The following is a 20,744-nucleotide window of genomic DNA, read 5'->3' on the forward strand; positions in this document are numbered from 1 at the left end:
CCACCGCGATAGTCTCCGGACCTTTCGCTAGCAGGCAAGCTCCCACAACATCGTGTTGCGTCTCTTAAACCCAAAAGCCACCGCGAACGGTGGCTTTTGGGTTTTACTGGTGAGCGCCAGCGGGGTCAGGCGACGGCAGACTCCTTCTGCTCGTCATTGCCATTCTCATAGAGGTCGTCAAGACGATCACTCTGTGTCATCAAATATTCAAAGGCTGCCAATGATGCCTTGGCCCCTTCACCCATGCTGATCACAATCTGTTTGTACGGCACGGTGGTTACGTCACCGCAGGCATAGATGCCGTCTGCCGAAGTCTGGCATTTTTCGTTAATCTCGATTTCGCCCATGGGGCTGCGATTTACCACACCATCGAGAAAACCACTGTTGGGCACCAGGCCGATCTGTACGAACACGCCGTGCAGCGGCAAGGTGTGCACTTGTTCAGTTTCACGATCCACGTACTCGATCGCATCCACCTTGCCATTGCTGGCGGTGATCTGTTTGGTGGCCACGTTCTTGTGGATGGTGATATTGGCTTTGCTTTCTGCCTTGTCCACCAGCACCTTGTCGGCTTTCAATTCCGGCATGAACTCGAACACATTCACGGATTTGACCAAACCGGCCAAGTCCAGCGCCGCTTCGATACCAGAGTTACCGCCACCGATCACCGCCACATCCTTACCCTTGAAGAAAGGACCATCGCAGTGCGGGCAATAGGCCACACCATTACCGATGTTTTCTTTCTCACCGGGGACACCCAGTTCGCGCCATTTAGCACCGGTGGCCACAATCACGGTTTTGGTATCAATTTCTTCACCGGAGGAAAGCACTACGGTTTTGATTTCACCGTTGTCCACCCGGCTGACCTTCAGGTGTTCTTTCACCGTCACGTCGTACTCGTTCATGTGTGCCTGCAAGGCACCGGACAATTCCGGGCCGGTGGTTTTCTTCACGGAAATCAGGTTCTCGATATCCATGGTGTCTTTCACCTGGCCACCAATACGATCGGCAATCAGGGTGACTTTCAGGCCCTTGCGGGCACTGTAGATAGCGGACGCCACCCCGGCAGGACCACCACCAATCACGGTCACGTCCTGTAATGGCATTTTTTCGCCAGCGCCCGCCTGGGCAATGCTCGGATCATGTTCGAGAAGCTTGTCGATAAGCTCCGCCGCGGTCACCTTGCCGTTAGCAAACAGTTCGCCATTCAGGTAGACGCTGGGCACACCCTGAATATCGCGCTCGTTGACCACATCCTGGAACAGCCCGCCATCGATCATTTCGGCACTGATATTTGGGCTCAACAAGGCAAACTGGTTAAGGGCCTGCACCACGTCCGGGCAATTGTGGCAGCTAAGGCTGATAAACACTTCAAAATGCATGTCGCCCTTGGCATTGGCGACCATGCGCTGGAGGCTGTCATCCAGCTTAATGTCTGTCCCGGATGCATGCAGAAACGCCAGCACCAGGGAATTGAATTCGTGGCCTGCAGGAATACCGGAGAAACGGATACCCGTGTCTTCTCCATCGGCTTCCAACAGAAAACTGATCGGGCTGCGCAATACGCCACCCAAGTCGCGTTCTTCGAACGCCAGGTTGTCACTGACGCCAGCGATGCCAGACAGGAACGAAGCCAGTTCATCGCGCTTTTCATGGGAGCCTTCCTGCAGCACGAAAGTAACTTTCTTCTGCATGTTGGCGGCGTAGCCCTTAAGAGCCTGCAAAATTTCATTCGTGAGCATGGGTATTCCCTTAAATTGAAAGAGTATTCAGTGACGTAAAAATTCGGGGGAGAACAACCCCGGCGACCCCGCCGGAGTTGTTGCAACCTGAAGCAATATTAGATCTTGCCAACCAGGTCCAGAGACGGTGCCAAAGTGGCTTCGCCTTCTTTCCATTTCGCCGGGCACACTTCGCCTGGGTTGTTGCGGACGTACTGGGCCGCTTTCACTTTGCGCAGCAGGTCGTCTGCATCACGGCCAATGCCTTCGGCAGTGATTTCCATGGCCTGAATCACGCCATCCGGATCGATAAGGAAGGTGGCTCGGTCTGCGAGGCCCTGGCCTTCACGCATCACTTCGAAGTTGTTGGTGATGGTGCCGGTCTGGTCGCCAACCATGTAGTAGTTGATCTTGCCGATGGTGTCGGAAGTGTCGTGCCAGGCTTTGTGGGTGAAGTGGGTATCGGTGGATACAGAGAAGACTTCCACGCCCATTTTCTGCAGCTCTTCGTACTTGTCAGCCACGTCGCCCAGCTCAGTGGGGCAAACAAAAGTGAAGTCGGCGGGATAGAAGAAGAAGATCGCCCACTTGCCTTTTACGTCTGCGTCAGAGATTTCAACAAATTCGCCCTGCTTGAATGCGGTGGCGTTAAACGGTTGGATCTCGCTGTTGATCAGTGCCATGTCTCTAAGACTCCCTAGGTTATCGGTAAAACGATTGGGTAAACGTTTTCGTCGGAAGTAAGAATGGGGGTTTTATGGCGATTGGTAAATTTGGATACTTTCATTGCAGCGATAGGCAATACCTAATGCGCACCCGGAACCGGGCTCAGGAACCAGCCGACCGCAGCCCTGTCCCATGTGAAGAAGAGCAGAACAGGAGGCCTTTATGAAACGCACAGGATGGTACAGGGCAGCGCTGACTGCGGGCGGAGTGATATTCGCCGCAGGCACCGTCGCACCGGCGTATGGCGACGGGTACGACTACATCCGTGGTGACGACGTCTACGAGGAGGACTACCAATACGGGGTGGATTACGACGGCCTTACCAGCGTGCCGCAGCCCGGCCTGAGCAAAGGAGGCACAAGCAGTGCAGACAGCGCCGAAGGCCGACTGCAAAAGCGGGCCCTGGAGCTACAGGAAGAAACCACACAGCCCTCCATGACCCGTGAACTGGACCGATGGAAGCCAGACAGCAAACTGACAACACCGGGCAAAAGCGACCCCTGATCACCGCGGCAACACCCGATCCTGTTTCACCGGCCCTTCCGCGCCATGGGCAGACCCCACATCGCGGTGTTGCTGCTCGAACAACGCGCTCAGTGGCTGCGGCCGGCCAATGGCATAGCCCTGAACGAAGTCGACTCCGGCCTCTTCCAGCACGCCTATCAACGCGTGCTCTTCCACGTATTCGGCCACGGTTTTCACGCCTAACCGGTGCGCCACCTCGTTGATGGATTCCACAATAGTACGGTCCACACTGGAGTGCAGCAGGTTGCGCACAAAGCTGCCGTCAATCTTGATGAAGTCCACCGGGAAGTGCTTGAGGTAACTGAACGAACTGAAACCACTGCCAAAATCGTCCAGAGCCACCTTGCAGCCCCGCTCACGAATGCTGCCAAACAAATCGCTGGCTGAGGACAACTGGTTCACCACCGTGGTTTCGGTCAATTCAAACGTGAGCCGCTCCGGTGACAGCGATGTTTTGCTCAGCAGCGCTTCCAGGAACGGAATAAAGGATGGATCGTCCAGCGAGGTGGCCGACAAGTTGATGGCGATGTTCAACTGCGGCAACGACGCCAGTTCGTCACTGAGGGTCACCAATAGCTGCGTCAGCACCCAGCGGTCGATGTGCGGCATCATCTGGTAGCGCTCTGCCGCCGGAATGAATGAGCCGGGGTTGAGAATATCGCCATTGCGGTCGCGCAGGCGCAGCAATACCTCGTAATGGGACTGTTCAACGTCGGGATTGATCGGCCGAATTTCCTGGGCATAGAGCAGGAAACGGTTCGATTCCAGTGCTTCACGCAGCCCCGCGGCCACCTGTAATTCCAGATGGCGCCGAGATGCTTCGCTGTCGTCCGGGGTGTACACCGACACCTGATTGCGACCCCGGTGCTTGGCCGCATAGCAGGCCACATCCGCGCGACTCATGGCCTCTTCCACGGTGATCACGTTGGCATCCAGCTGCACCAGCCCGGCACTGGCGCCGATATCGTAGAGCGATTCCTTCCAGGAAAAGCGGATATCACCCAGCGCACCAATCAGCCTTTCGGCAATCTGAATGGCCCGCTGCGCCGGACAATGGCGTAGCAACAAACCAAATTCGTCGCCACCCAGCCGGGCCACCACATCGCCTTCGCGCACTTGCCGACCAATCACCCGTGCGCATTCGCGCAGCAAGGCATCCCCTGCCACATGGCCGGCGGTATCGTTCACGACTTTGAAACGATCCAGATCGATAAAACACAACATGCTGTGTTCCCCCCCCGGATCATCAAGAGACTCCTGCAGCGTGTTTTCAAACTCCCGGCGATTAGTGAGGCCGGTCAGAGCGTCGTGGGTGGCGTGGTAGCGCAGTTTTTTCTGCATGGCCCGCCGTGAGGTCACATCCCGGAACACCATTACCGCCCCGGTCACCTGGCCATCTGCTGATTTGAGCGGCGCGGCAGAATCCTGAATTTCGTAGCGGCTGCCGTCCCGGCTTTGCAGCATGCTGCCTTCACGCAGGAAACAAACATCGCCCCCGCTCAGGGCCACGCTAATCGGGTTGGGAACCGGAATGGTGGCGCTGTCGTCGCTGAGCATCAGCACCTCGCCCACCGGCAACCCTTCGGCCTCTTCTTCCCGCCAGCCTGTGAGGGACTCAGCCACCGGGTTCATAAAGGTCACCCGTCCGGCCTCATCCGTGGCCACCACGCCATCGGCGATGGAGGTCAGGGTAACGCGCAGGCGTTCTTTCTCATGGGCCAGGGATTCCTGCATGCCCTTTTCCGCCGACACATCCCAGTTGGTGCCCACCACCAGCGTTTCCCCGCCGTCATCACGCACTACAGTTTCTGCCCGCACGCGAATATGGCGAATTTCGCCACCGGGTCGCAGGGCTCGAAATTCCGTATCCAGGTCTTCCTCGCCGGCAATCACCCGCTCGAACGCCGCATTGATGTCCAGGTAATCGTCCGGGTGCACCTGATCACGCCAGATCTGCAAGGTGCCATCACCGGGAGCGCCGGGCTGCACCCCATACAGCTCGTACATGCGCTCATCCCAGAACAACACACCGCTCTGCGGGCTGTACTGCCAGATACCCACCCCCCCCACCTTCAAGGCCATTTGCAGGCGCTGCCGGCTCTCCTGTAACGCCTGCTCCGACAGCCGGGCTGCATGGATATTTTCCACTTGGGCAATCAAATAGCTGACCTGCCCCTCAACCCGCACCGCCGATACCGACAGGCGCACCCAGAGATCGGCGCCTCGCCGGGTAATAAAGCGCTGTTCCAGTGAGTAGCCGGTAATGTCTCCAGCCAGCAGGTCCGCCAGCATGCCCCGGCTCTTGAGCAGGTCATCCGGGTGAGAAATATCCTGAAAAGAAGTACGCAACAGAGCCGCTTCGTCATAGCCCGCCAGATCACACAAGGCATGGTTCACTGCCTGCCATTCTCCACGAGGGCTCAGCAACGCCATACCGATGGCGGAATGCTTCATGGCCAGGCGAAAGCGGATTTCACTGTCTTTTACCTGGGCCAGCCCCACCCTATTACGCCGGAACAGTAGCGCTGCAAACAGTGCTACCGACAACACTACCGTGGCGGCAACAGCCCCAATCAGCACACCCTGCATGGCAATCGTCCATTATTGTGGTTTTGTCTTGAGCCTTTCCTGCTCACTGCTCACTTTTTGGACGCCTCTCGGGCCCCTGACCAGCTTCACCTGACAAAGTCGGAACTTTCACCGACAATTGGGGCCTGTTACAGGGATTCCCGGCTTCTATCGCGTCCGGGCATCCCGGAAGCCCCAGGGAGAAGAAAAGCTGACACCTGTCAGCGCCGATCATGACGTTCCGACGACGCCTATTACAGTGTCTGGCCCTGTTGTTTGTGGCCGCGACCCTGGCCCAGCTCTGGTATCTGGGCCAGGTATTACGCCTGCAACACCATAACCCTGACAACAGCGCTTATATGCACCGCGCCCAGGAGCAGGGCACCGTGCAGCAGCACTGGCGCGATTACGATCAGATCAGCGATTACCTGAAACGGGCGGTGCTGATTTCCGAAGACGCCCATTTCACCCAACACATCGGCTTCGACTGGGAAGGCATTCGCTATGCCCTGAAACGCAATATGGAAGCGGGCAAGCCGGTGGCCGGCGGCTCCACTATTACTCAGCAGCTGGCCAAAAATCTGTACCTGTCCGGAGAGCGCACCTATACCCGCAAAGCGCAGGAAGCGGTGATCGCCCTGATGCTGGAAATCGGCCTGAGTAAACGCCGCATTCTGGAGCTGTACCTGAATGTGGCCCAATGGGGGCACCAGATTTACGGCGCCGAAGCCGCCGCCCGGCATTACTTTCAGGTCAGCGCGGCTCAGCTCTCGCCCCTGCAGGCAGCGCAATTGGCTGCCATGTTGCCGCGCCCCAATCTTTACGATTTCAAAGGCCCCACTGACTACGTACAACAACGGGCACACTGGATTCAGGCCCAGATGGCGCTGGTACGCATTCCCGATCCGGGAACCGTGCCCCTGCCACCGCCACCTGAACCGGAGCCCCCCGAAGGAAACACGCAATGAAGCAGTATGCCGTCCCCTTTGCCGCCCTGTGTTTTAGCGGCCTTGCCCTGCTGGGCTGCAGTGACAACAACACCAACGACACCACCCAACCCGCCCCCGCCGGTAACGACAATACCAATGGCATTGCCGGTGTGTGGCAGAACGACCAGCAGGTGGTGGTGCTGGAAGCCAACGGTGACCTGTACCTGCCCTCGGACAACAGCCTCCAGGGGCTACACTGGGAACAACAGGATGACACCCTCACATTCAACTACCTGGACAACCGCGAACAGCGCGTCACCCAGGCCACCGCCACGGGCCTGCAACAGGGCGACACCCTGTCCCTGAGCCCTACGGCAGCGCAGGCCAGCGACGGCGAAGCCCCTGAGCCACAGGCCGAAGCGGGCACCGAGACAGAAAACGTAGACACAACCCCGTCACTGTTCAATGGCGACTACCAGCGTGCCAACCAGGCCGTAGCCCATATCAGCGGCACCGCCACGCGTCCACAAGACAGCGACCTGCCAGCCAACGCCGTGCTCACCGTTGCGCTGTTGGATAGCCAGATCGACACCGGCACCGCAGGGGCACAGCCCGTTGCCAAACGCCTGATCCGTCTGGATGAAGACACGACCACCCTGCCTTTCCGGTTGTACTACCTGCCAGACGACCTGAAGACCGACCACGAGTATCAGATCATCAGCCAGATTCTGGCCGATGGCGGGCTTTTCTATCAGTCCGATGCCGTTACCCTCACGCGCAGTAAACACGGTTTTGACGATGTCACCCTGCCACTCACCGAGGTGATGACCGACAGCGAAACCCTGCGCGGCGCCATCACCCGCGGCAAGCCCGGCCAGGACCGTGACACCTTCACCCTGTGCAATAGCGACCGGCGCCTGCTGATCCGCGGCCCGCAGAGCGACGACCTGCTAGAGGCCTACGACAACGCCATTCGCTACCCGCAACAACCCCGCGTGGCCACCGTCAGCGGGCTGGTGCGCAAGGTCCCCGGTGACCAGGACGGCAGCACCGAAGCCGCCCTCATCGTGGAGAGCTTCAACCTGGAAACAGGCGTGGAGAACTGCCAACTGCCCACCGCCGAACTGCCCAACACCCGCTGGCAGCTGACCCACTTGGGCATGGATCGCATTATTCTGGGCAGCGCAGCACAGGTGCCGTTCCTCACCTTCAACGCTGACGGCAAAGTCAAAGGCCATGGCAGCTGCAACAGCCTGAACGGCAGTTACCAGCGTAACGACCAGCAACTGGCGCTGTCCGACCTGGCGACCACGCGCAAAGCCTGCCCAACCAGCGCCATCGAAAGCCGTTACCTTGACGCCATCAAGGCCAGCGATCATTTCCGCATCGACGGCGAGCTGCTCACCCTGTTTGATAAAGATGACCAGGCGGTGGCCAGTTTCCAGGCCATCTACCTGTAGTACGACACGGATTGAACAAACCGCAAAAAAGGGAAATCGCCATGCGTGTTCATTACCTGTCCCATGTTCCATTCGAACAACTGGGCGCCATGGAAAACTGGTTTCAGGAACGAGATATCAGCATTGGCCGTTCCCTGCTGTTCGCCGGTGACGCGCTGCCCAGCCTGGCGGATTTTGATGTGCTGGTGGTCATGGGCGGGCCCATGGGCGCCGATGACGATGATCGCTTTCCCTGGATGAGCGCGGAAAAGGTGTTGATCCGCGAGAGCATCGCGGCGGGAAAGAAGGTGCTCGGCATCTGCCTGGGCGCACAACTGATCGCCCGGGTGCTGGGCGCCCCGGTTACCGCCAACCCGGAGAAGGAAATTGGCTGGTTCCCGGTATACCCCTCGCCCGCCGGCAAGAACGACAGTATCGGCAAGCTGTTTGCGAACGCTCCCGCCGTGCTGCACTGGCATGGCGACAGCTTTGCCATTCCCGATGGCGCCGTGCATTTACTGGAAAGCGAAGGCTGCCGCCATCAGGCGTTCCGCTACGGGGATAACGTGCTGGCCCTGCAATTTCATCTGGAATTGGAGAACGGCAATGCACAAGCCCTGTGCGATGCTTGCCCGGATGATCTGGCACCGGGTCGCTGGGTGGAAAGCCGCGACAACTTGCTCGACGACCCGCAGCGTTTTAGCGCATCAAAAGCCTTGTTAGGGCGCGTCCTGAATGCGTTTCTGGGATGACCTGACATGCCCTATGTCGGATTACGCCTTTCAGGCTAATTCGACCTACTTGGAAGGCTGGATTTTGTAGGTCGAATTAGCCTGAAAGGCGTAATCCGACATGTCACTGGATGTTTGCACCACCACAAAAACAAAGAAGCCGCGCCCCTGCCAGGAACACGGCTTCTTCACTTTCCAGTCAATCAACGCGACAGCTTGCTAACTATTAACGACTAACTGCTCACTCGCTTGTTGCACCCGGCCCACCGCAGACAGAATCGCTTGTAAAGCCGCCGCCGTGGTATCCGCGGCCATGGCCACGGCACTCTGGGTGGTATCACCTACTTGCACCCGCACACATGCCATGGCGTTGGCTTCGGTGCTGTCGCCCAACGAATACTCGTCGAAAGACATCACTTTCACCTCGCCGCCGATACGACGGTTCAAGGCATCGACCAGGGCCGACATGGCGCCGTCTCCACGGCCGGACAACAACGTCACCGGCTGGCTTTCATCGCCGATGCTGATCTGCGCCTGCACCTGTTCGTTGCTGCGGTTCAAGTCATACGAGCGCAACACCCAGCCCATGGGCACATTCAGGTAGTCGCTATTGAAACGGCGATGCACCCGTTCGCTGGTGATCTCGCCACCGTCTTCTTCCGCATCGTTCTGCACCACGCCAGCCAACTCCTGCTGCAACCAGCGCGGCAAATCGATGCCGAAATCCCGTTCCAGCACGTGGGCGACCCCGCCCTTGCCGGACTGGGAGTTGATGCGCACCACTTCTTCGTAGCGCCGTCCCACATCCGCCGGATCAATCGGCAGATAGGCTGCGGTCCAGATATCGCCTTCCTGATAGCGGGCCAGGCATTTACGAATGGCATCCTGGTGGCTACCGGAAAAGGCGCTAAATACCAGATCACCCGCATAAGGGTGGCGAGGGTGGGTCTGGATATCGGTGATCTCTTCCACCAGCGCCACAATCTCTTTCATACGAGAGAAATCGATTTCCGGATCAATACCCTGGCTGTAGAGGTTCATGCCGGCAGTCACCAGATCCATATTGCCGGTACGCTCACCATTGCCGAGCAAGGTACCTTCCACCCGATCTGCCCCAGCCATCACAGCCATTTCCGCAGCGGCCACACCACAGCCACGGTCGTCGTGGGTATGCACACTGATAATCACGTCGCTGCGATACTGAATATTGTCGTTAACCAGCTCCACTTGATCGGCAAACACGTTCGGGGAGCTGACTTCCACCGTGGCCGGCAAGTTAATGATCACTCGCTGACCCTGGTCCGGGCGCCACACGGCGTTCACCGCATCAATCACTTCAATGGCGAAGTCCGTCTCCGTGGCGCTGAAGGTTTCCGGGGAATACTGGAAGCTCCAGTGGGTTTCCGGCTGTTTGGCCGCGCAGCCACGCACCCATTCGGCAGCACGTACAGCAATGGCTTTGCAGCCGGCCTTGTCCACGTTGAACACCTGCTCGCGGAACGTGGGCGAGGTGGCGTTGTAGATGTGTACCACCGCATTTTTCGCGCCTTGCAGGGATTCAAAAGTCCGCTCGATCAGCTCTTCCCGAGCCTGGGTGAGCACTTGAATATGCACATCGTCGGGCACCAGATTTTCCTCAATCAGAGCCCGGCAAAAATCAAAATCGATCTGGCTGGCCGACGGGAAACCCACTTCGATTTCCTTGAAGCCCAACTCCACCAGCATCTGGAAAAAACGGCGCTTCTGCGCCACGGACATGGGCTTGATCAGCGCCTGGTTTCCATCACGCAGATCCACCGCCGCCCATAGAGGGGCTTTCTCGATACGCTGGTTTGGCCAGCGACGGTCGAGTTTGTCGATAACGGCAACGGGACGATATTTACGGTGATCAAAGCTCATGGTTAGTTCCTTGCTGGATACTTGAAGCTGGACGCCGGACGCTAAAGGCCGTCGCGGATTTCGCTCTCGGCATCAGGCGTCTAGCGTCTGGCGTTCCTGTGACCTTGGGTCTCGGTCTGAGCGCCGATAGGCACCGGTGGCAACAAAGAGTGGCGGCCCGCTTTTGGCGGTTCGCATCATCGCCCCACGAGAGATACTTTACGGCACCCGCCCCGCAATGAGCTTGCTTTTTTCATCCAATTATCGCCATATAAGCAATAATATTGCGCCATTAACGCGAAACAATGAGATATAAACCATGAGCAAGCAGGAATTGGCAAAACTGGACCGCACTGACCTGCGCATCCTCGATGCCCTGCAGCACAACGGCGGCCTGACCAACCAGCAACTGGCAGAAACCGTAGGGTTATCGCCATCGCCCTGCTCCCGGCGGGTGCAGAAGCTGGAAGCGGCGGGCATCATCATCAAGCGCGAGACGGTGCTGGATGCTCGCAAGCTGGGCCTGGACCTGACTGTGATGATCCAGATCAGCATGGACCGCCACACCCCGGAACGTTTTGCCAATTTCGAGGAGAAGGTGGCGGGCTTCCCGGAAGTGCAACAGTGCTACCTGGTCACCGGGCAGGATGCAGACTACCTGCTGAAAGTAGTGGTGCCGGATATCGACGCCTACCAGCACTTCCTGCTGAACAAGGTCACCCGGATCGAGGGCGTGAGCGGCGTGCATTCCAGCTTTGTCATGCGCCGGGTGGTGGATACGGCGGCGCTGCCATTGAATTATGTGGATGCTTGAGAAGCGAGTAACGAGCTTCGAGTTGCGAAACCCCAAAAAACGGAACAACGGTTTTGCCTTTCGAAACTCGCTCCTCGTCACTCGATACTTGTGATATCCGCCAGGCAGCGACGTGCCTACAGACAGCCCTCTCTGAGCTGATATGCTGGTGCCATCGACCGCGTTGAATTGCGAGACCATGAAAAAACTGCTGATCGTCGCCCACGCCCCGTCACCGAATACCCAGAAACTCCGCGATGCCGCCGCGCGAGGCGCCGGGCATGAGGATATCGAAAAGGTCTCGGTCACGGTAAAAGCCCCACTGGATGCCGGGCCAGAAGACGTGATGGCCTGTGATGCCATTCTGCTCGGCACCACCGAAAACCTGGGCTATATGAGCGGCGCCCTGAAAGACTTCTTTGACCGCACTTATTACACCGTACTGGAAGAAAAACAGGGCCTGCCCTGCGTCCTGTACATTCGTGCCGGCCATGACGGCACCGGTACCCGCCGCGCAGTGGAAACCATTGTCACCGGGCTGCGCTGGAACTGGGTACAGGACCCGCTAGTACTCAAAGGAGAATGGCAGGACGACTTCGAGGCCAAAGTGGAAGAACTGGGCATGTATCTGGCGGCGGGACTGGATGCGGGGATTCTTTGAGTTGAATGTTCAACGTTTAAACACGGATCAAGCACAAGGGTTTTGAAATGCCTTGCCCGCGATTACCGGTAATGGCGCGGGTGCTGAACGTGAAAACACTCAGCCCACCCCGCGCTTTTCAACTTTGAACTTTACACTTTCAACTGCTTTTAGCCTTTGCTCTTGCTCACCATGGCCGCAATCACCGCCTTGGCTTCGTCGCCCTGGAGCATCTCGCCGAACAGGGCCAGGTCTTCTTTCACCACCTGGTGCAACGGCTTGTTGATGGATTCACGCATCAACCGCTTGCTGGCTTGCAAGGCACGGGGCGGTTTTTTCGCCAGCGTCGCCGCCATGTTGCGTGCTGTCGCATCCAACTCGTCACTCTTCACGACTTTGGCAACCAGCCCGATTTCCAGCGCTTCTGCGGCCAGCATCGGCTCACCCAGCAGCAGCATGCGCGCCGCCCGTTGATAGCCAATCCAGGCCGGTAACAGCTTGGAGGAACCGGCTTCCGGCACTGCACCCAGATCCACAAACGGGGTGATCAGCTTGGCATCCTCGGAGGCCACCACCAGGTCCATGTGCAGCAGCATGGTAGTCCCTACGCCCACCGCATTACCCTGCACAGCCGCCACCACAGCCTTGGGGAAATCGTGAATAGCCTGAATAAAATGGGCCGCTTCACCCGCCTCGCCGGGCGTGGCATTAAGAAAATCCACCAGGTCGTTACCGGCACTGAAGGACTTGCCTTCGCCACGGAACAGCACCACGTGAACGTCCTCACTCTGCTCAGCCGCCGCCAGCAGCTTGACCAGATCCCGATACATAGCGCTGGTCAGCGCATTCAATTTGTCCGGGCGGTTCAGGGTAATTTCCATCACCGATTCGGTGTTGTTCACCAGAACCAGATCACTTTCCAGTGTCGGCATTGTCACGACCGCTCTCCCAATAATGTTTGTAGTTAGAACCTGCGCAGCAAGGCTAGCGGGCGCACCCGCGCCTGCCAAGGGCGAATAACGACAAAGACGCTTGACCAACCGGTCAAAGGCGATTAAAACAGCGCACCTTGATCGGAAACCCTACCGTGAAACTGATTACCTTCGATCCTTTCCGCACCCTCGGGCTCCCCGGCGTGCGCTATATCAAACCGGAACACATGCACCAGCACCGTGACGAACTCACGGCAGCGGACTGGTTGCTATTCCCCGGTTATTGGCAGATCAACAGCCTGCACTACGTGCTCAAGCGGCCCATTTTTCCCAGCCTGTGCAGCTACCACCTGGGACACGACAAGGTGGAAATGACCCGCGCCCTGCAAACCGCCTGCCCGGACCATGTGCCGGACACCCTGATCACCGCAGCGGACCAATACGGCATCGCCCAGATTCTGGATCAGTGGCGTTTTCCGTTTGTGGCCAAGTCTGTGCGCTCCAGCCAGGGCATGGGCGTTTACCTGATCGAGAACCGGCAGCAACTGCAGGACTATGCCGCACGGGAATCGGTGCTCTATGTGCAGAAGCTGCTGCCTATCGTGCGCGATCTACGCATTGTAGTGGTGGGGGACAACGTGGTGGCCAGCTACTGGCGGGAAGGCTCCGGTTTTCTAAACAACGTGAGCCAGGGCGGGCGGGTACGCACGGACCTACCGGTGCCTGACAACGCCCTGTCGCTGGTGGAAGGACTGGCGCGATACCTGGATATCAATCACGCCGGCTTTGATGTGGCCATGGTGGATGGCCACCCCTACATTCTGGAATTCAATCGACTGTTCGGGAACACCGGCATTCCCGAACTGAACCGCAATGTGCAGCGGGCCATGCACGACTATTTGCTGGGCGACACCCTGCCACCGTCATCCGACAGCAAAGTCTCTGCCTGAGTCCGTAGCAACGCCTGGTAGCGATGGGCCAGCTGCTCCACCGGCTGCAAGCGCACCCGGTGGTCACCGGCACTGACCACTTGGGCCTTCTCGGGTTGGTAAAGGGCTTTCACATCCAGCTCGGCCAAGGTCAACTGGCTGTCTGGCACATTGAGGCGGCCCGGTACGCCAGCCACGCACAGGGCCCAGGCTTCGTCCAAATCTGTGTCGGCGGTGACCAGCGCCTTGAACTCTAGTGAAACCTTGCCGGCCTGTTTGCGCTGCGGGGCCAACAAACGCACCACCCGCAGGAACAGCAGCCCGGCGCACAGAGCCGAAAAGGCCGCCCGTGATGCCGGCTCCTGGTAGAAATACAGCCCTGCCTGCTCGCCAATTACCGGCCCATTGTGCCCATCATAAAGAGCGGCCACCTGATCCAGCAGCTGCTGATATTCCGCCAGCACCTCCTGCAGGGCATCCTCCGTGTAGCGCTGACGGATATGGTCAAAATTAACAATACTGAGGCGTAATTGGGCCTGCAGCTGGGCGCCCTCTGGCACGGGGGACCGAGCCACTGGCGGGAACGGCGTGTCATGGTGCGGGGATTCCGGCGGCGCCATAGGTGCAGGGACCTCAGGCTCCTCCTGCGCCTGCGGCGGCTGCAGGCGCTGTTGTATCAGTGCCGCCGCCACCCGCAGCAGCAACAGGCACAGCACCGCCAGTACAAAGCCCGCTTCAATCTGCTTTCGCGGTAACAGCGTGTTATCGCCCAGTAAGGTCAGCGTACCTGCCAACTCACCGTCAGGCAGCGCTGCCGGCACCGTCACGCGCAGAGGCGACGCCTTCTCCCCCGCAGCGCCCACCTGCTCCCCAGCCGTATCATCGAAGCGAATCCCCGCCACCGTTTTCAGCTGCACGGTTTCCCGGCCAATCAGATTGATGCTGATGGAGTCGTCACTGGCTAGAGCTTCCGCCGCACGGCGAGCCGTTTGCTGAGCCAGCGCCTGCAGCTGCACTTTGCGCTCCTGCTCCAGACCGGCAGAAAAGTGCTCAAGAAAATAAACGCCGACCACCAACATGGCCAGCAGCATCAGGATCAGCTCGCGCAGCAAGCTCCGTTGTTGCTGGATCCATGGCCGCCATTGTTCCCACAGGGACATAACTTTGCTTTCCGTATTCTTGACCATTAAGACTGCGGCGCAGTATACCGTGCCCGGCCGGGCAGGACTTGACCCAATTGGCGTAGTCGCCTGTCGTTGGGGAACCTCTTCGGGCACAAGAACCTGCCTCTCGAGCCGCCATTTCTGCTACTCTTACGCCGTTTCGGGCCGAACATGGCACCGACAATCTAACGCTTTTTTACCTTCTGGCATTTTTTGTCTTCTGGAACTGGGAGCCCACGCGTGCGCGAGATCATTCTGATCCAGGTATCTGGTAATGACCGGCCCGGCCTGACCGCCGCCTTCACGGGAATCCTTGCCCGTTACCGGCTCAATGTTCTGGATATCGGCCAGGCCGTTATCCACGACACCTTGTCACTGGGCATACTGGTGGAAACCCCGCCGAATGCGGAATCCTCGTCGGTACTCAAGGACCTGCTGTTCGAAGCGCACAAGCTGAACATCAATGTTCGCTTCCGACCCATCGACGAAGACCGCTACGAAGAGTGGGTGGCCGGCCAGGGCAAGGACCGCCATATCATCACCCTGCTGGCCCGCAAGATCACCGCCGAGCAATTGGCCGATGTGACCACCACCGTGGCCAACAATGGACTCAATATCGACAGCATTGCCCGGCTGTCAGGCCGTGTACACCTGGAAGGCGAAGCACTGAACCAGGACAGCCGCGCCTGCATTGAAATTTCCGTGCGCGGCGAACCCGAAAACGGCGAAGCCATGCGCGCCGCCTTTCTGAGCATTGCCAACGAACGCAATCTGGACATCGCGTTCCAGCGCGATAGCGCCTATCGACGCAACCGTCGCCTGGTGGTGTTCGATATGGACTCCACCCTGATTCGTTCCGAAGTCATCGACGAGCTGGCCACGGAAGCCGGTGTCGGCGAACAGGTGGCAGACATTACCGAGCAGGCCATGCGTGGCGAGCTGGATTTCAACGAGAGTTTCAAGGCGCGCGTGGCGTTACTGAAAGGCCTGGATGAAGGCGCCCTGGAACGGGTACGCGAGCGCATCCAGCTCACCGAAGGCGCCGAACGGCTGATCTCTACGCTGCGTGCCCTGGGCTATCGCACGGCTATTCTGTCCGGTGGCTTCACCTGGTTTGGGCAATGGTTACAGCAACTATTGGGCATCGATTATGTGCATGCCAACGAGCTGGAAATCGAGAACGGCCAGGTCACCGGCCGAGTGGTCGGCCAGATCGTCAACGGCCAGCGCAAAGCTGATCTGCTGAAAGAGATTGCGACCCAGGAAGGCATTAGCCTGGAACAGGTGATCGCCGTGGGCGATGGCGCCAACGACCTGCCCATGCTCGGCGAAGCCGGCCTGGGCATTGCCTTCCGCGCCAAACCGCTGGTCAAGCAGAATGCCGAACAAGCCATCTCCACACTGGGACTGGACGGCATCCTGTATCTGATTGGGGTGCGGGATAAAGATCAGGCGGAACTGCTTAAGGGGCGTTGAGAGTCGATACCGACGCGCCCTGATCCGGAGTGTTTTGAAACGCAAGAGGCCGCGCCCTGTCGATGGGCGCGGCCTCTTGCGTTTTAGGTTATGGCCGCGCTGATCGCGCAGCTATCAACTGCCCACTAAAAACTAAGCTGCGTCCGGAATTTCCAGCTTGTCCATCGGCGCCTGCAGGTAATATCCCTGCAGATAATCAACACCACCAAGAGTCCATAGCGCTTGCATTTGTGCCGCAGATTCCACAAAGCCCACTACGGTTTTGCGGTTGCCTTCTTTCACCTGCTTGATGATCGACGTGAGGCGCTCGCGGCCTTCGGCCTTGGACAGCTCCTGGGTGAAGGAGCCTTCGAATTTCACCATGGTGGCAGGGATATGCTGGAACAGCTTGAACGGGTCCAGGCCACCGCCGAAGCGGCTGATGGAAATACCACAGCCCAGCGCTTTCATCTTCTCGGCAAAGGCACCGGTCTGCTTCAGGTATGTAGCCGCGTCGCCTTCACTGAACTGGAACGTGACCCGTGCCCCGTCCATCTTGGCTGCGCGCATGGCTTTGCCCAGCCAGTCAGCCAGGGAGGCATCCGCCAGGGAGGCGCCATTCAGGTTCAGCACCAGGCTGACCGGCTCACTGAAGGCCGCCGCCGCGCGCATGGCATTAAGAACCACCCAACGATCAATCTTGCCCACCAGGCCCTGGTCCGCCGCCACCGACATAAACTCTGATGCCTCCATGGCCTCCCCCTGCTTCTGGGGCAGGTTCACAAACACTTCAAAGGCGTGCTCTGCTTCGTCTTCCAGGCTCATCAGCGGTTGATAGCGCAAGCTGAATGCACCCTGTTCCAGCGCCTGACGAACCTGCATGGCCACAGCTTCTGATGACCCGGCGGCCACATCATCCATGGGGTCATGCACTTTCACTGCATTGCCCTTGCCGGCATTTTCCCGCTGGGCCTGATTACAACATTTCAACGCGGTGGTGAGCGTTTCCTGGCTGCTACGGGCATCTTCGCGCACAAACGACACCCCAACACTGGCGGTGACGTGCACGGTCTTGGCGGTCACTTCCGGCATCAGGGTTTCAATGCCGGCCCGCAGGGTTTCAGCCAGTTCAGCCGCCTCATCCATATCCGCCACCGGCTGAAGAACGGCAAAATCCTCACCATCCACCCTGGCCAGATGAGCCTCTCCCACCTCGGCACGTAACCATTCGGCCACGCTTTTCAGAATGTCATCCGCGCCATCAAGTCCCAGGCCGGACTGATGGTGTTCAAAGTCATCCAGACGCAGATACAACACGGTGGACAGGCGCCCTTCATTGGCGGCCTGGGCCACACTTTCGTCGACACGATCCATAAACCAGCTGCGACTGAACAGGCCTGTCACCTGATCTTTCTGGCTCATTTCCTGAAGCCGCTCTGCCATCTCGCTTTCGTCGACGCCGGACGCGCGGATTACGATCTGGGTGCAGGCTTCGCCATCGTAGGTACTGGCTGAAAAGGTGAACGTGGCATCAAACTCGCTGCCCTCGGTATTCACGCCCTTGCATTCCAGCTCATGGGTCTGGCTTTCGTCCTGGGCACGGCTGCGCAACAGCTGCTTCAGCTTGGCATGGTCCGAGGCCGAGACCATATCCATGATCGGCACCCCGGCCAAGTCGTCGGCGCTTTCGTAGCCGAACATTTCCACATAGTTGTCATTGGCGTGGATGTGCATGCCATCCAGCACGTAGGCGATGGCATCACGGCTCTGATCCATCAGCAGAGACAGGCGCTTTTCCGCATCGTGACGGACGATTTCGGAGTGCTGCAGCTCCTTGCGAAGACGCAGGAACTCGATGACCCGATCCACCATCAACGACAGCAGATCGCGATCATCATTGGGCACCACGCCACGGGCCCCCAGCGACATGCCGGCCTTGATGGTATCGGGAGTGAAATTGTCTTCGAGCAGGATCACTGGAATCGCCTTACCCAGACGATTGAGGTGCGACATAGCGCTTTCAAAACTGCTGTCGCCGAAGGTCGGGCGGCACAACATCAGCTCCCACGCGCCCCCTTTCAAGGCCCGTAACAAGTCATCCTCGCCCAGCGCCAGCTGCGCTCGGGTCGCACGACCGGCATTACGCAGGGCGTTCATCAGCTGCTCAGCCTCATCCTGTGAATCATGGGCGATCAGAAGACGTAAATTATCGAGGGCGTAGCTCATGGGGTGATGACTCATACACTTTTCTTACGGCCCTCCATTGTGCCTGACTACCCTGTCTTGGCAACCATCATAGGACGTGCGGCGAAAACAGCGGCCTGCAGCCAATACTGTACGGACAAACGCCTAATGAAAAGTGACGGCAAAATGGAGACAAATATGTTTCGCGGCATCCTCGCCGCAACGGTACTGATTGTTATTCTAACAGGCCATTAAACAACAACCTGTGAACGACGAACCGGGAATGACATTTTTCCAGTTCACTATCAACCGTTACAGACTGGACCAGATCGAATCCAGCGCATCATCGTCCCCGTCTTCCGGGGGTTTGCTCGGTGCCGGCGTGGCCATCCCCCGAAACGGATACTGGCTAAATCCGGACGCCCCCTGGGTACGACGCAGCAATTGCACCCGGCGCGGCTCGCCAGCTTCAACCAGCTCCACCTTCACCCCTTCATTGAAACCCACCGTGGGCAACAGCAGGGTGGCCGGCTGCCCCACAGCGGCCAGCTCGGGCAACACGACTCCACGCATGAAATCACTATCGACCCCTTGCTTGCGCAGAGCCCGTGCCGCTACCGGGCGCCCTCCCGGCGCCAACAGCTCTACGCCAAAGCGGGCGCCATGGTTCGGCAGCTGCGTCACCCAACGCACCACGGCCAGGGACCATTGGCTATCGGGGTGATCACGCAAGGCCAGCAATTCGCCGGTGCGCATCAGGCTGGGCGTATTCCCCTGCCACGACAGACAGTAACCCCCCGGGCTCGCGTTGACCTTCTGGCAGTGATAACTCACCGGCAAGGCGGTTTCCGCGCGCTGGCTCCCCGGCTTGCCCATTTCAATGGTTTCACCGGCATAGTCAGATTGATAGGCCGTTGCCCAGGGGTCAGCGCTACGCTGCTTCTGTTGATTGCTCTTTTTAATATTCACCAGAAAGGGATTATTTTCGTCTTCAGCACCCAGCACGGACAGACTGCCCCGCTCTACCATGGTTTCGAAAGCCACTTTGCCGGACAGGAAGTAATGCACCCCCACCAGGCCAAAGCACAATTCGATTTCGCCACTTTCCGGCATGCGCTGGAACGCTCGCTCGGTCAGTGCACCCCACACTTGTTGCAGGTGCGACAACAAGCTCTGATTCAGACTCTTCGGAACCTGCAGCCCTCCCTCATCGGGAGCGCTCATCCAGGCAGTAATGGCCCCAACCAGGCGGGTGGAATCAATATAGCGCCAACTATCCGATGCCTGGGACGCATGGGTCCGGTAAATCGGCGGCCGATCCGCCTGCAAATCGAAAACGAACAGGTCGTCCTCATCGCTGGCCGTGCTGATTTCAATCAAGGGAGCCCAGGCAAACGCCGCCTTGTAGATAGCGGCCAGCTCCTGCTGACGGAGTTGGTTGGGTTTCGCTGTGGCCAGCAACAAACAGCGGGCATAGGCGGACTGGATACTGCTTTCGCCATCACCATCGGCCACCACTGCCCCGCTAATGCCGTGTAATTCAGCGAGCAGGAACAACTGATGCAGCTCCAGCCACAGATGGCGGGGGCTGGGAAAGTAGAGCTGATAACAACGCAGCAGGGTATCACCCAGCGCGGTCACGGCACGGTGAATGGCAGTGGTCACCGCCCGCCGAACCGCCTTGTCTTTCACCTTGCGAATGCCGCGCACCGCCACCAGCTTGTAGCCGTTGGCCAAGTGCCCTTGCAACGCCTGGGCAAGGCTCGCCACACGGCGCGCCTTTTCCGGCAGCACCAGCGCCTGATTCAGATAATGCTTCTGCAGGGATTCGCTGACATGAAGAATAGATGGACGCACTACTTCCAGTAACTGAAAGCGGAGTTTGGAATCAATCTGCAGCCGGTTCAGTTCCTGAATGAACTGATACAACTGGCGGGCCGTTTCTCCCATATTCATGATCGGGAGAGATTCCACCCACTGTTGTAGCTTTTTCGGCTGATCAGCGCCAAGTGTCAGGTGCGGTAGATCCTGCTCGGGCAGTTTCAATCGCACCGTCTGGGCTGGTTGCTCCATGCAGATAATCCTTATCTTAGCGGCATCCAGGCTACCTAGTTATTTGGTATTAATTCTT

Annotated in this window: 16 protein-coding genes; 7 read left to right on the top strand and 9 right to left on the bottom strand. The window is 58.5% G+C overall.

The features are described from left to right. Window positions 1-125 precede the first annotated feature (125 nt). The 4 genes from ahpF to ABNH18_RS14310 all read right to left on the bottom strand — a co-directional run bounded on the left by ahpF (window position 126) and on the right by ABNH18_RS14310 (window position 5,561). Complete coding sequence (gene ahpF / locus ABNH18_RS14295; protein ID WP_349383477.1) at window positions 126-1,742, bottom strand: alkyl hydroperoxide reductase subunit F; 1,617 nt, start codon at window positions 1,740-1,742, stop codon at window positions 126-128. Between the two features lie 98 nt (window positions 1,743-1,840). Continuing rightward, entirely contained in the window at window positions 1,841-2,398 is a 558-nt protein-coding gene (ahpC, locus tag ABNH18_RS14300; protein WP_502876792.1) for an alkyl hydroperoxide reductase subunit C, read from the bottom strand. A 151-nt stretch (window positions 2,399-2,549) separates the two neighbouring features. Next, window positions 2,550-2,840, bottom strand: a complete 291-nt coding sequence (locus ABNH18_RS16930; RefSeq protein ID WP_502876789.1) for a DUF3795 domain-containing protein — start codon at window positions 2,838-2,840, stop codon at window positions 2,550-2,552. A gap of 111 nt (window positions 2,841-2,951) precedes the next feature. After that, window positions 2,952-5,561, bottom strand: coding sequence for an EAL domain-containing protein (locus tag ABNH18_RS14310; RefSeq protein ID WP_349383480.1), 2,610 nt, complete (start codon window positions 5,559-5,561; stop codon window positions 2,952-2,954). Window positions 5,562-5,773: 212 nt separating this feature from the next. Between ABNH18_RS14310 and mtgA the strand changes: the two genes are divergently transcribed. The 3 genes from mtgA to ABNH18_RS14325 are packed head-to-tail and all read left to right on the top strand — an operon-like array spanning window position 5,774 to window position 8,660. Further along, window positions 5,774-6,508, top strand: coding sequence for a monofunctional biosynthetic peptidoglycan transglycosylase (gene mtgA / locus ABNH18_RS14315; protein WP_349383481.1), 735 nt, complete (start codon window positions 5,774-5,776; stop codon window positions 6,506-6,508). Next, entirely contained in the window at window positions 6,505-7,929 is a 1,425-nt protein-coding gene (locus ABNH18_RS14320; protein WP_349383482.1) for an META domain-containing protein, read from the top strand. Before mtgA ends, ABNH18_RS14320 begins: the two co-directional genes overlap by 4 nt. Window positions 7,930-7,970: 41 nt before the next feature. Then, window positions 7,971-8,660, top strand: coding sequence for a type 1 glutamine amidotransferase (locus tag ABNH18_RS14325; protein ID WP_349383483.1), 690 nt, complete (start codon window positions 7,971-7,973; stop codon window positions 8,658-8,660). A 198-nt stretch (window positions 8,661-8,858) separates the two neighbouring features. On the opposite strand, the gene ABNH18_RS14330 is transcribed toward ABNH18_RS14325, so the two are convergent. After that, on the bottom strand, window positions 8,859-10,538 hold the full coding sequence (locus tag ABNH18_RS14330) for a 2-isopropylmalate synthase (RefSeq protein WP_349383484.1): 1,680 nt from the start codon (window positions 10,536-10,538) through the stop codon (window positions 8,859-8,861). Window positions 10,539-10,836: 298 nt separating this feature from the next. On the opposite strand from ABNH18_RS14330, the gene ABNH18_RS14335 reads away from it, so the two are divergent. Further along, complete coding sequence (locus ABNH18_RS14335; protein WP_349383485.1) at window positions 10,837-11,331, top strand: Lrp/AsnC family transcriptional regulator; 495 nt, start codon at window positions 10,837-10,839, stop codon at window positions 11,329-11,331. 178 nt (window positions 11,332-11,509) lie between these two features. After that, window positions 11,510-11,971, top strand: coding sequence for a flavodoxin family protein (locus ABNH18_RS14340; protein WP_349383486.1), 462 nt, complete (start codon window positions 11,510-11,512; stop codon window positions 11,969-11,971). A 149-nt stretch (window positions 11,972-12,120) separates the two neighbouring features. Here ABNH18_RS14340 and ABNH18_RS14345 read toward each other — a convergent pair whose 3' ends face one another. Further along, window positions 12,121-12,882, bottom strand: a complete 762-nt coding sequence (locus ABNH18_RS14345; RefSeq protein ID WP_349383656.1) for an enoyl-CoA hydratase — start codon at window positions 12,880-12,882, stop codon at window positions 12,121-12,123. 155 nt (window positions 12,883-13,037) lie between these two features. On the opposite strand from ABNH18_RS14345, the gene ABNH18_RS14350 reads away from it, so the two are divergent. After that, a complete protein-coding gene (locus ABNH18_RS14350) occupies window positions 13,038-13,832 on the top strand; it encodes an ATP-grasp domain-containing protein (protein ID WP_349383487.1) in 795 nt (264 codons plus the stop codon). On the opposite strand, the gene ABNH18_RS14355 is transcribed toward ABNH18_RS14350, so the two are convergent. Next, window positions 13,778-14,971 (bottom strand): hypothetical protein, encoded by a 1,194-nt coding sequence (locus tag ABNH18_RS14355; protein ID WP_349383488.1) that lies wholly within the window; start codon window positions 14,969-14,971, stop codon window positions 13,778-13,780. The genes ABNH18_RS14350 and ABNH18_RS14355 overlap by 55 nt on opposite strands. A gap of 243 nt (window positions 14,972-15,214) precedes the next feature. On the opposite strand from ABNH18_RS14355, the gene serB reads away from it, so the two are divergent. Next, window positions 15,215-16,450 carry a phosphoserine phosphatase SerB gene (gene serB / locus ABNH18_RS14360; RefSeq protein WP_349383489.1) on the top strand — a complete coding sequence of 412 codons (1,236 nt, stop codon included), beginning with the start codon at window positions 15,215-15,217 and terminating at the stop codon, window positions 16,448-16,450. Window positions 16,451-16,582: 132 nt separating this feature from the next. On the opposite strand, the gene ABNH18_RS14365 is transcribed toward serB, so the two are convergent. Then, complete coding sequence (locus ABNH18_RS14365) at window positions 16,583-18,670, bottom strand: EAL domain-containing response regulator (protein ID WP_349383490.1); 2,088 nt, start codon at window positions 18,668-18,670, stop codon at window positions 16,583-16,585. Between the two features lie 255 nt (window positions 18,671-18,925). Further along, a complete protein-coding gene (locus ABNH18_RS14370) occupies window positions 18,926-20,686 on the bottom strand; it encodes a cyclic-di-GMP receptor FimW-related protein (protein ID WP_349383491.1) in 1,761 nt (586 codons plus the stop codon). Window positions 20,687-20,744 lie beyond the last annotated feature (58 nt).

This window comes from Alcanivorax sp. (assembly GCF_040118815.1).
Classification (GTDB): Bacteria; Pseudomonadota; Gammaproteobacteria; order Pseudomonadales; family Alcanivoracaceae; genus Alcanivorax.

Excerpts from the sequence above, each read along its gene's own strand:
- ABNH18_RS14365 (WP_349383490.1), bottom strand. The coding sequence starts at position 18,670 with ATGAGTCATCACCCCATGAGCTACGCCCTCGATAATTTACGTCTTCTG.
- ABNH18_RS14320 (WP_349383482.1), top strand. The coding sequence starts at position 6,505 with ATGAAGCAGTATGCCGTCCCCTTTGCCGCCCTGTGTTTTAGCGGCCTT.
- ABNH18_RS14340 (WP_349383486.1), top strand. The coding sequence starts at position 11,510 with ATGAAAAAACTGCTGATCGTCGCCCACGCCCCGTCACCGAATACCCAG.
- ABNH18_RS14370 (WP_349383491.1), bottom strand. The coding sequence starts at position 20,686 with ATGGAGCAACCAGCCCAGACGGTGCGATTGAAACTGCCCGAGCAGGAT.
- ABNH18_RS14335 (WP_349383485.1), top strand. The coding sequence starts at position 10,837 with ATGAGCAAGCAGGAATTGGCAAAACTGGACCGCACTGACCTGCGCATC.
- ABNH18_RS14355 (WP_349383488.1), bottom strand. The coding sequence starts at position 14,971 with ATGTCCCTGTGGGAACAATGGCGGCCATGGATCCAGCAACAACGGAGC.
- ABNH18_RS14345 (WP_349383656.1), bottom strand. The coding sequence starts at position 12,882 with ATGCCGACACTGGAAAGTGATCTGGTTCTGGTGAACAACACCGAATCG.
- ABNH18_RS14330 (WP_349383484.1), bottom strand. The coding sequence starts at position 10,538 with ATGAGCTTTGATCACCGTAAATATCGTCCCGTTGCCGTTATCGACAAA.
- mtgA (WP_349383481.1), top strand. The coding sequence starts at position 5,774 with ATGACGTTCCGACGACGCCTATTACAGTGTCTGGCCCTGTTGTTTGTG.
- ABNH18_RS14325 (WP_349383483.1), top strand. The coding sequence starts at position 7,971 with ATGCGTGTTCATTACCTGTCCCATGTTCCATTCGAACAACTGGGCGCC.
- ahpF (WP_349383477.1), bottom strand. The coding sequence starts at position 1,742 with ATGCTCACGAATGAAATTTTGCAGGCTCTTAAGGGCTACGCCGCCAAC.
- ABNH18_RS14310 (WP_349383480.1), bottom strand. The coding sequence starts at position 5,561 with ATGCAGGGTGTGCTGATTGGGGCTGTTGCCGCCACGGTAGTGTTGTCG.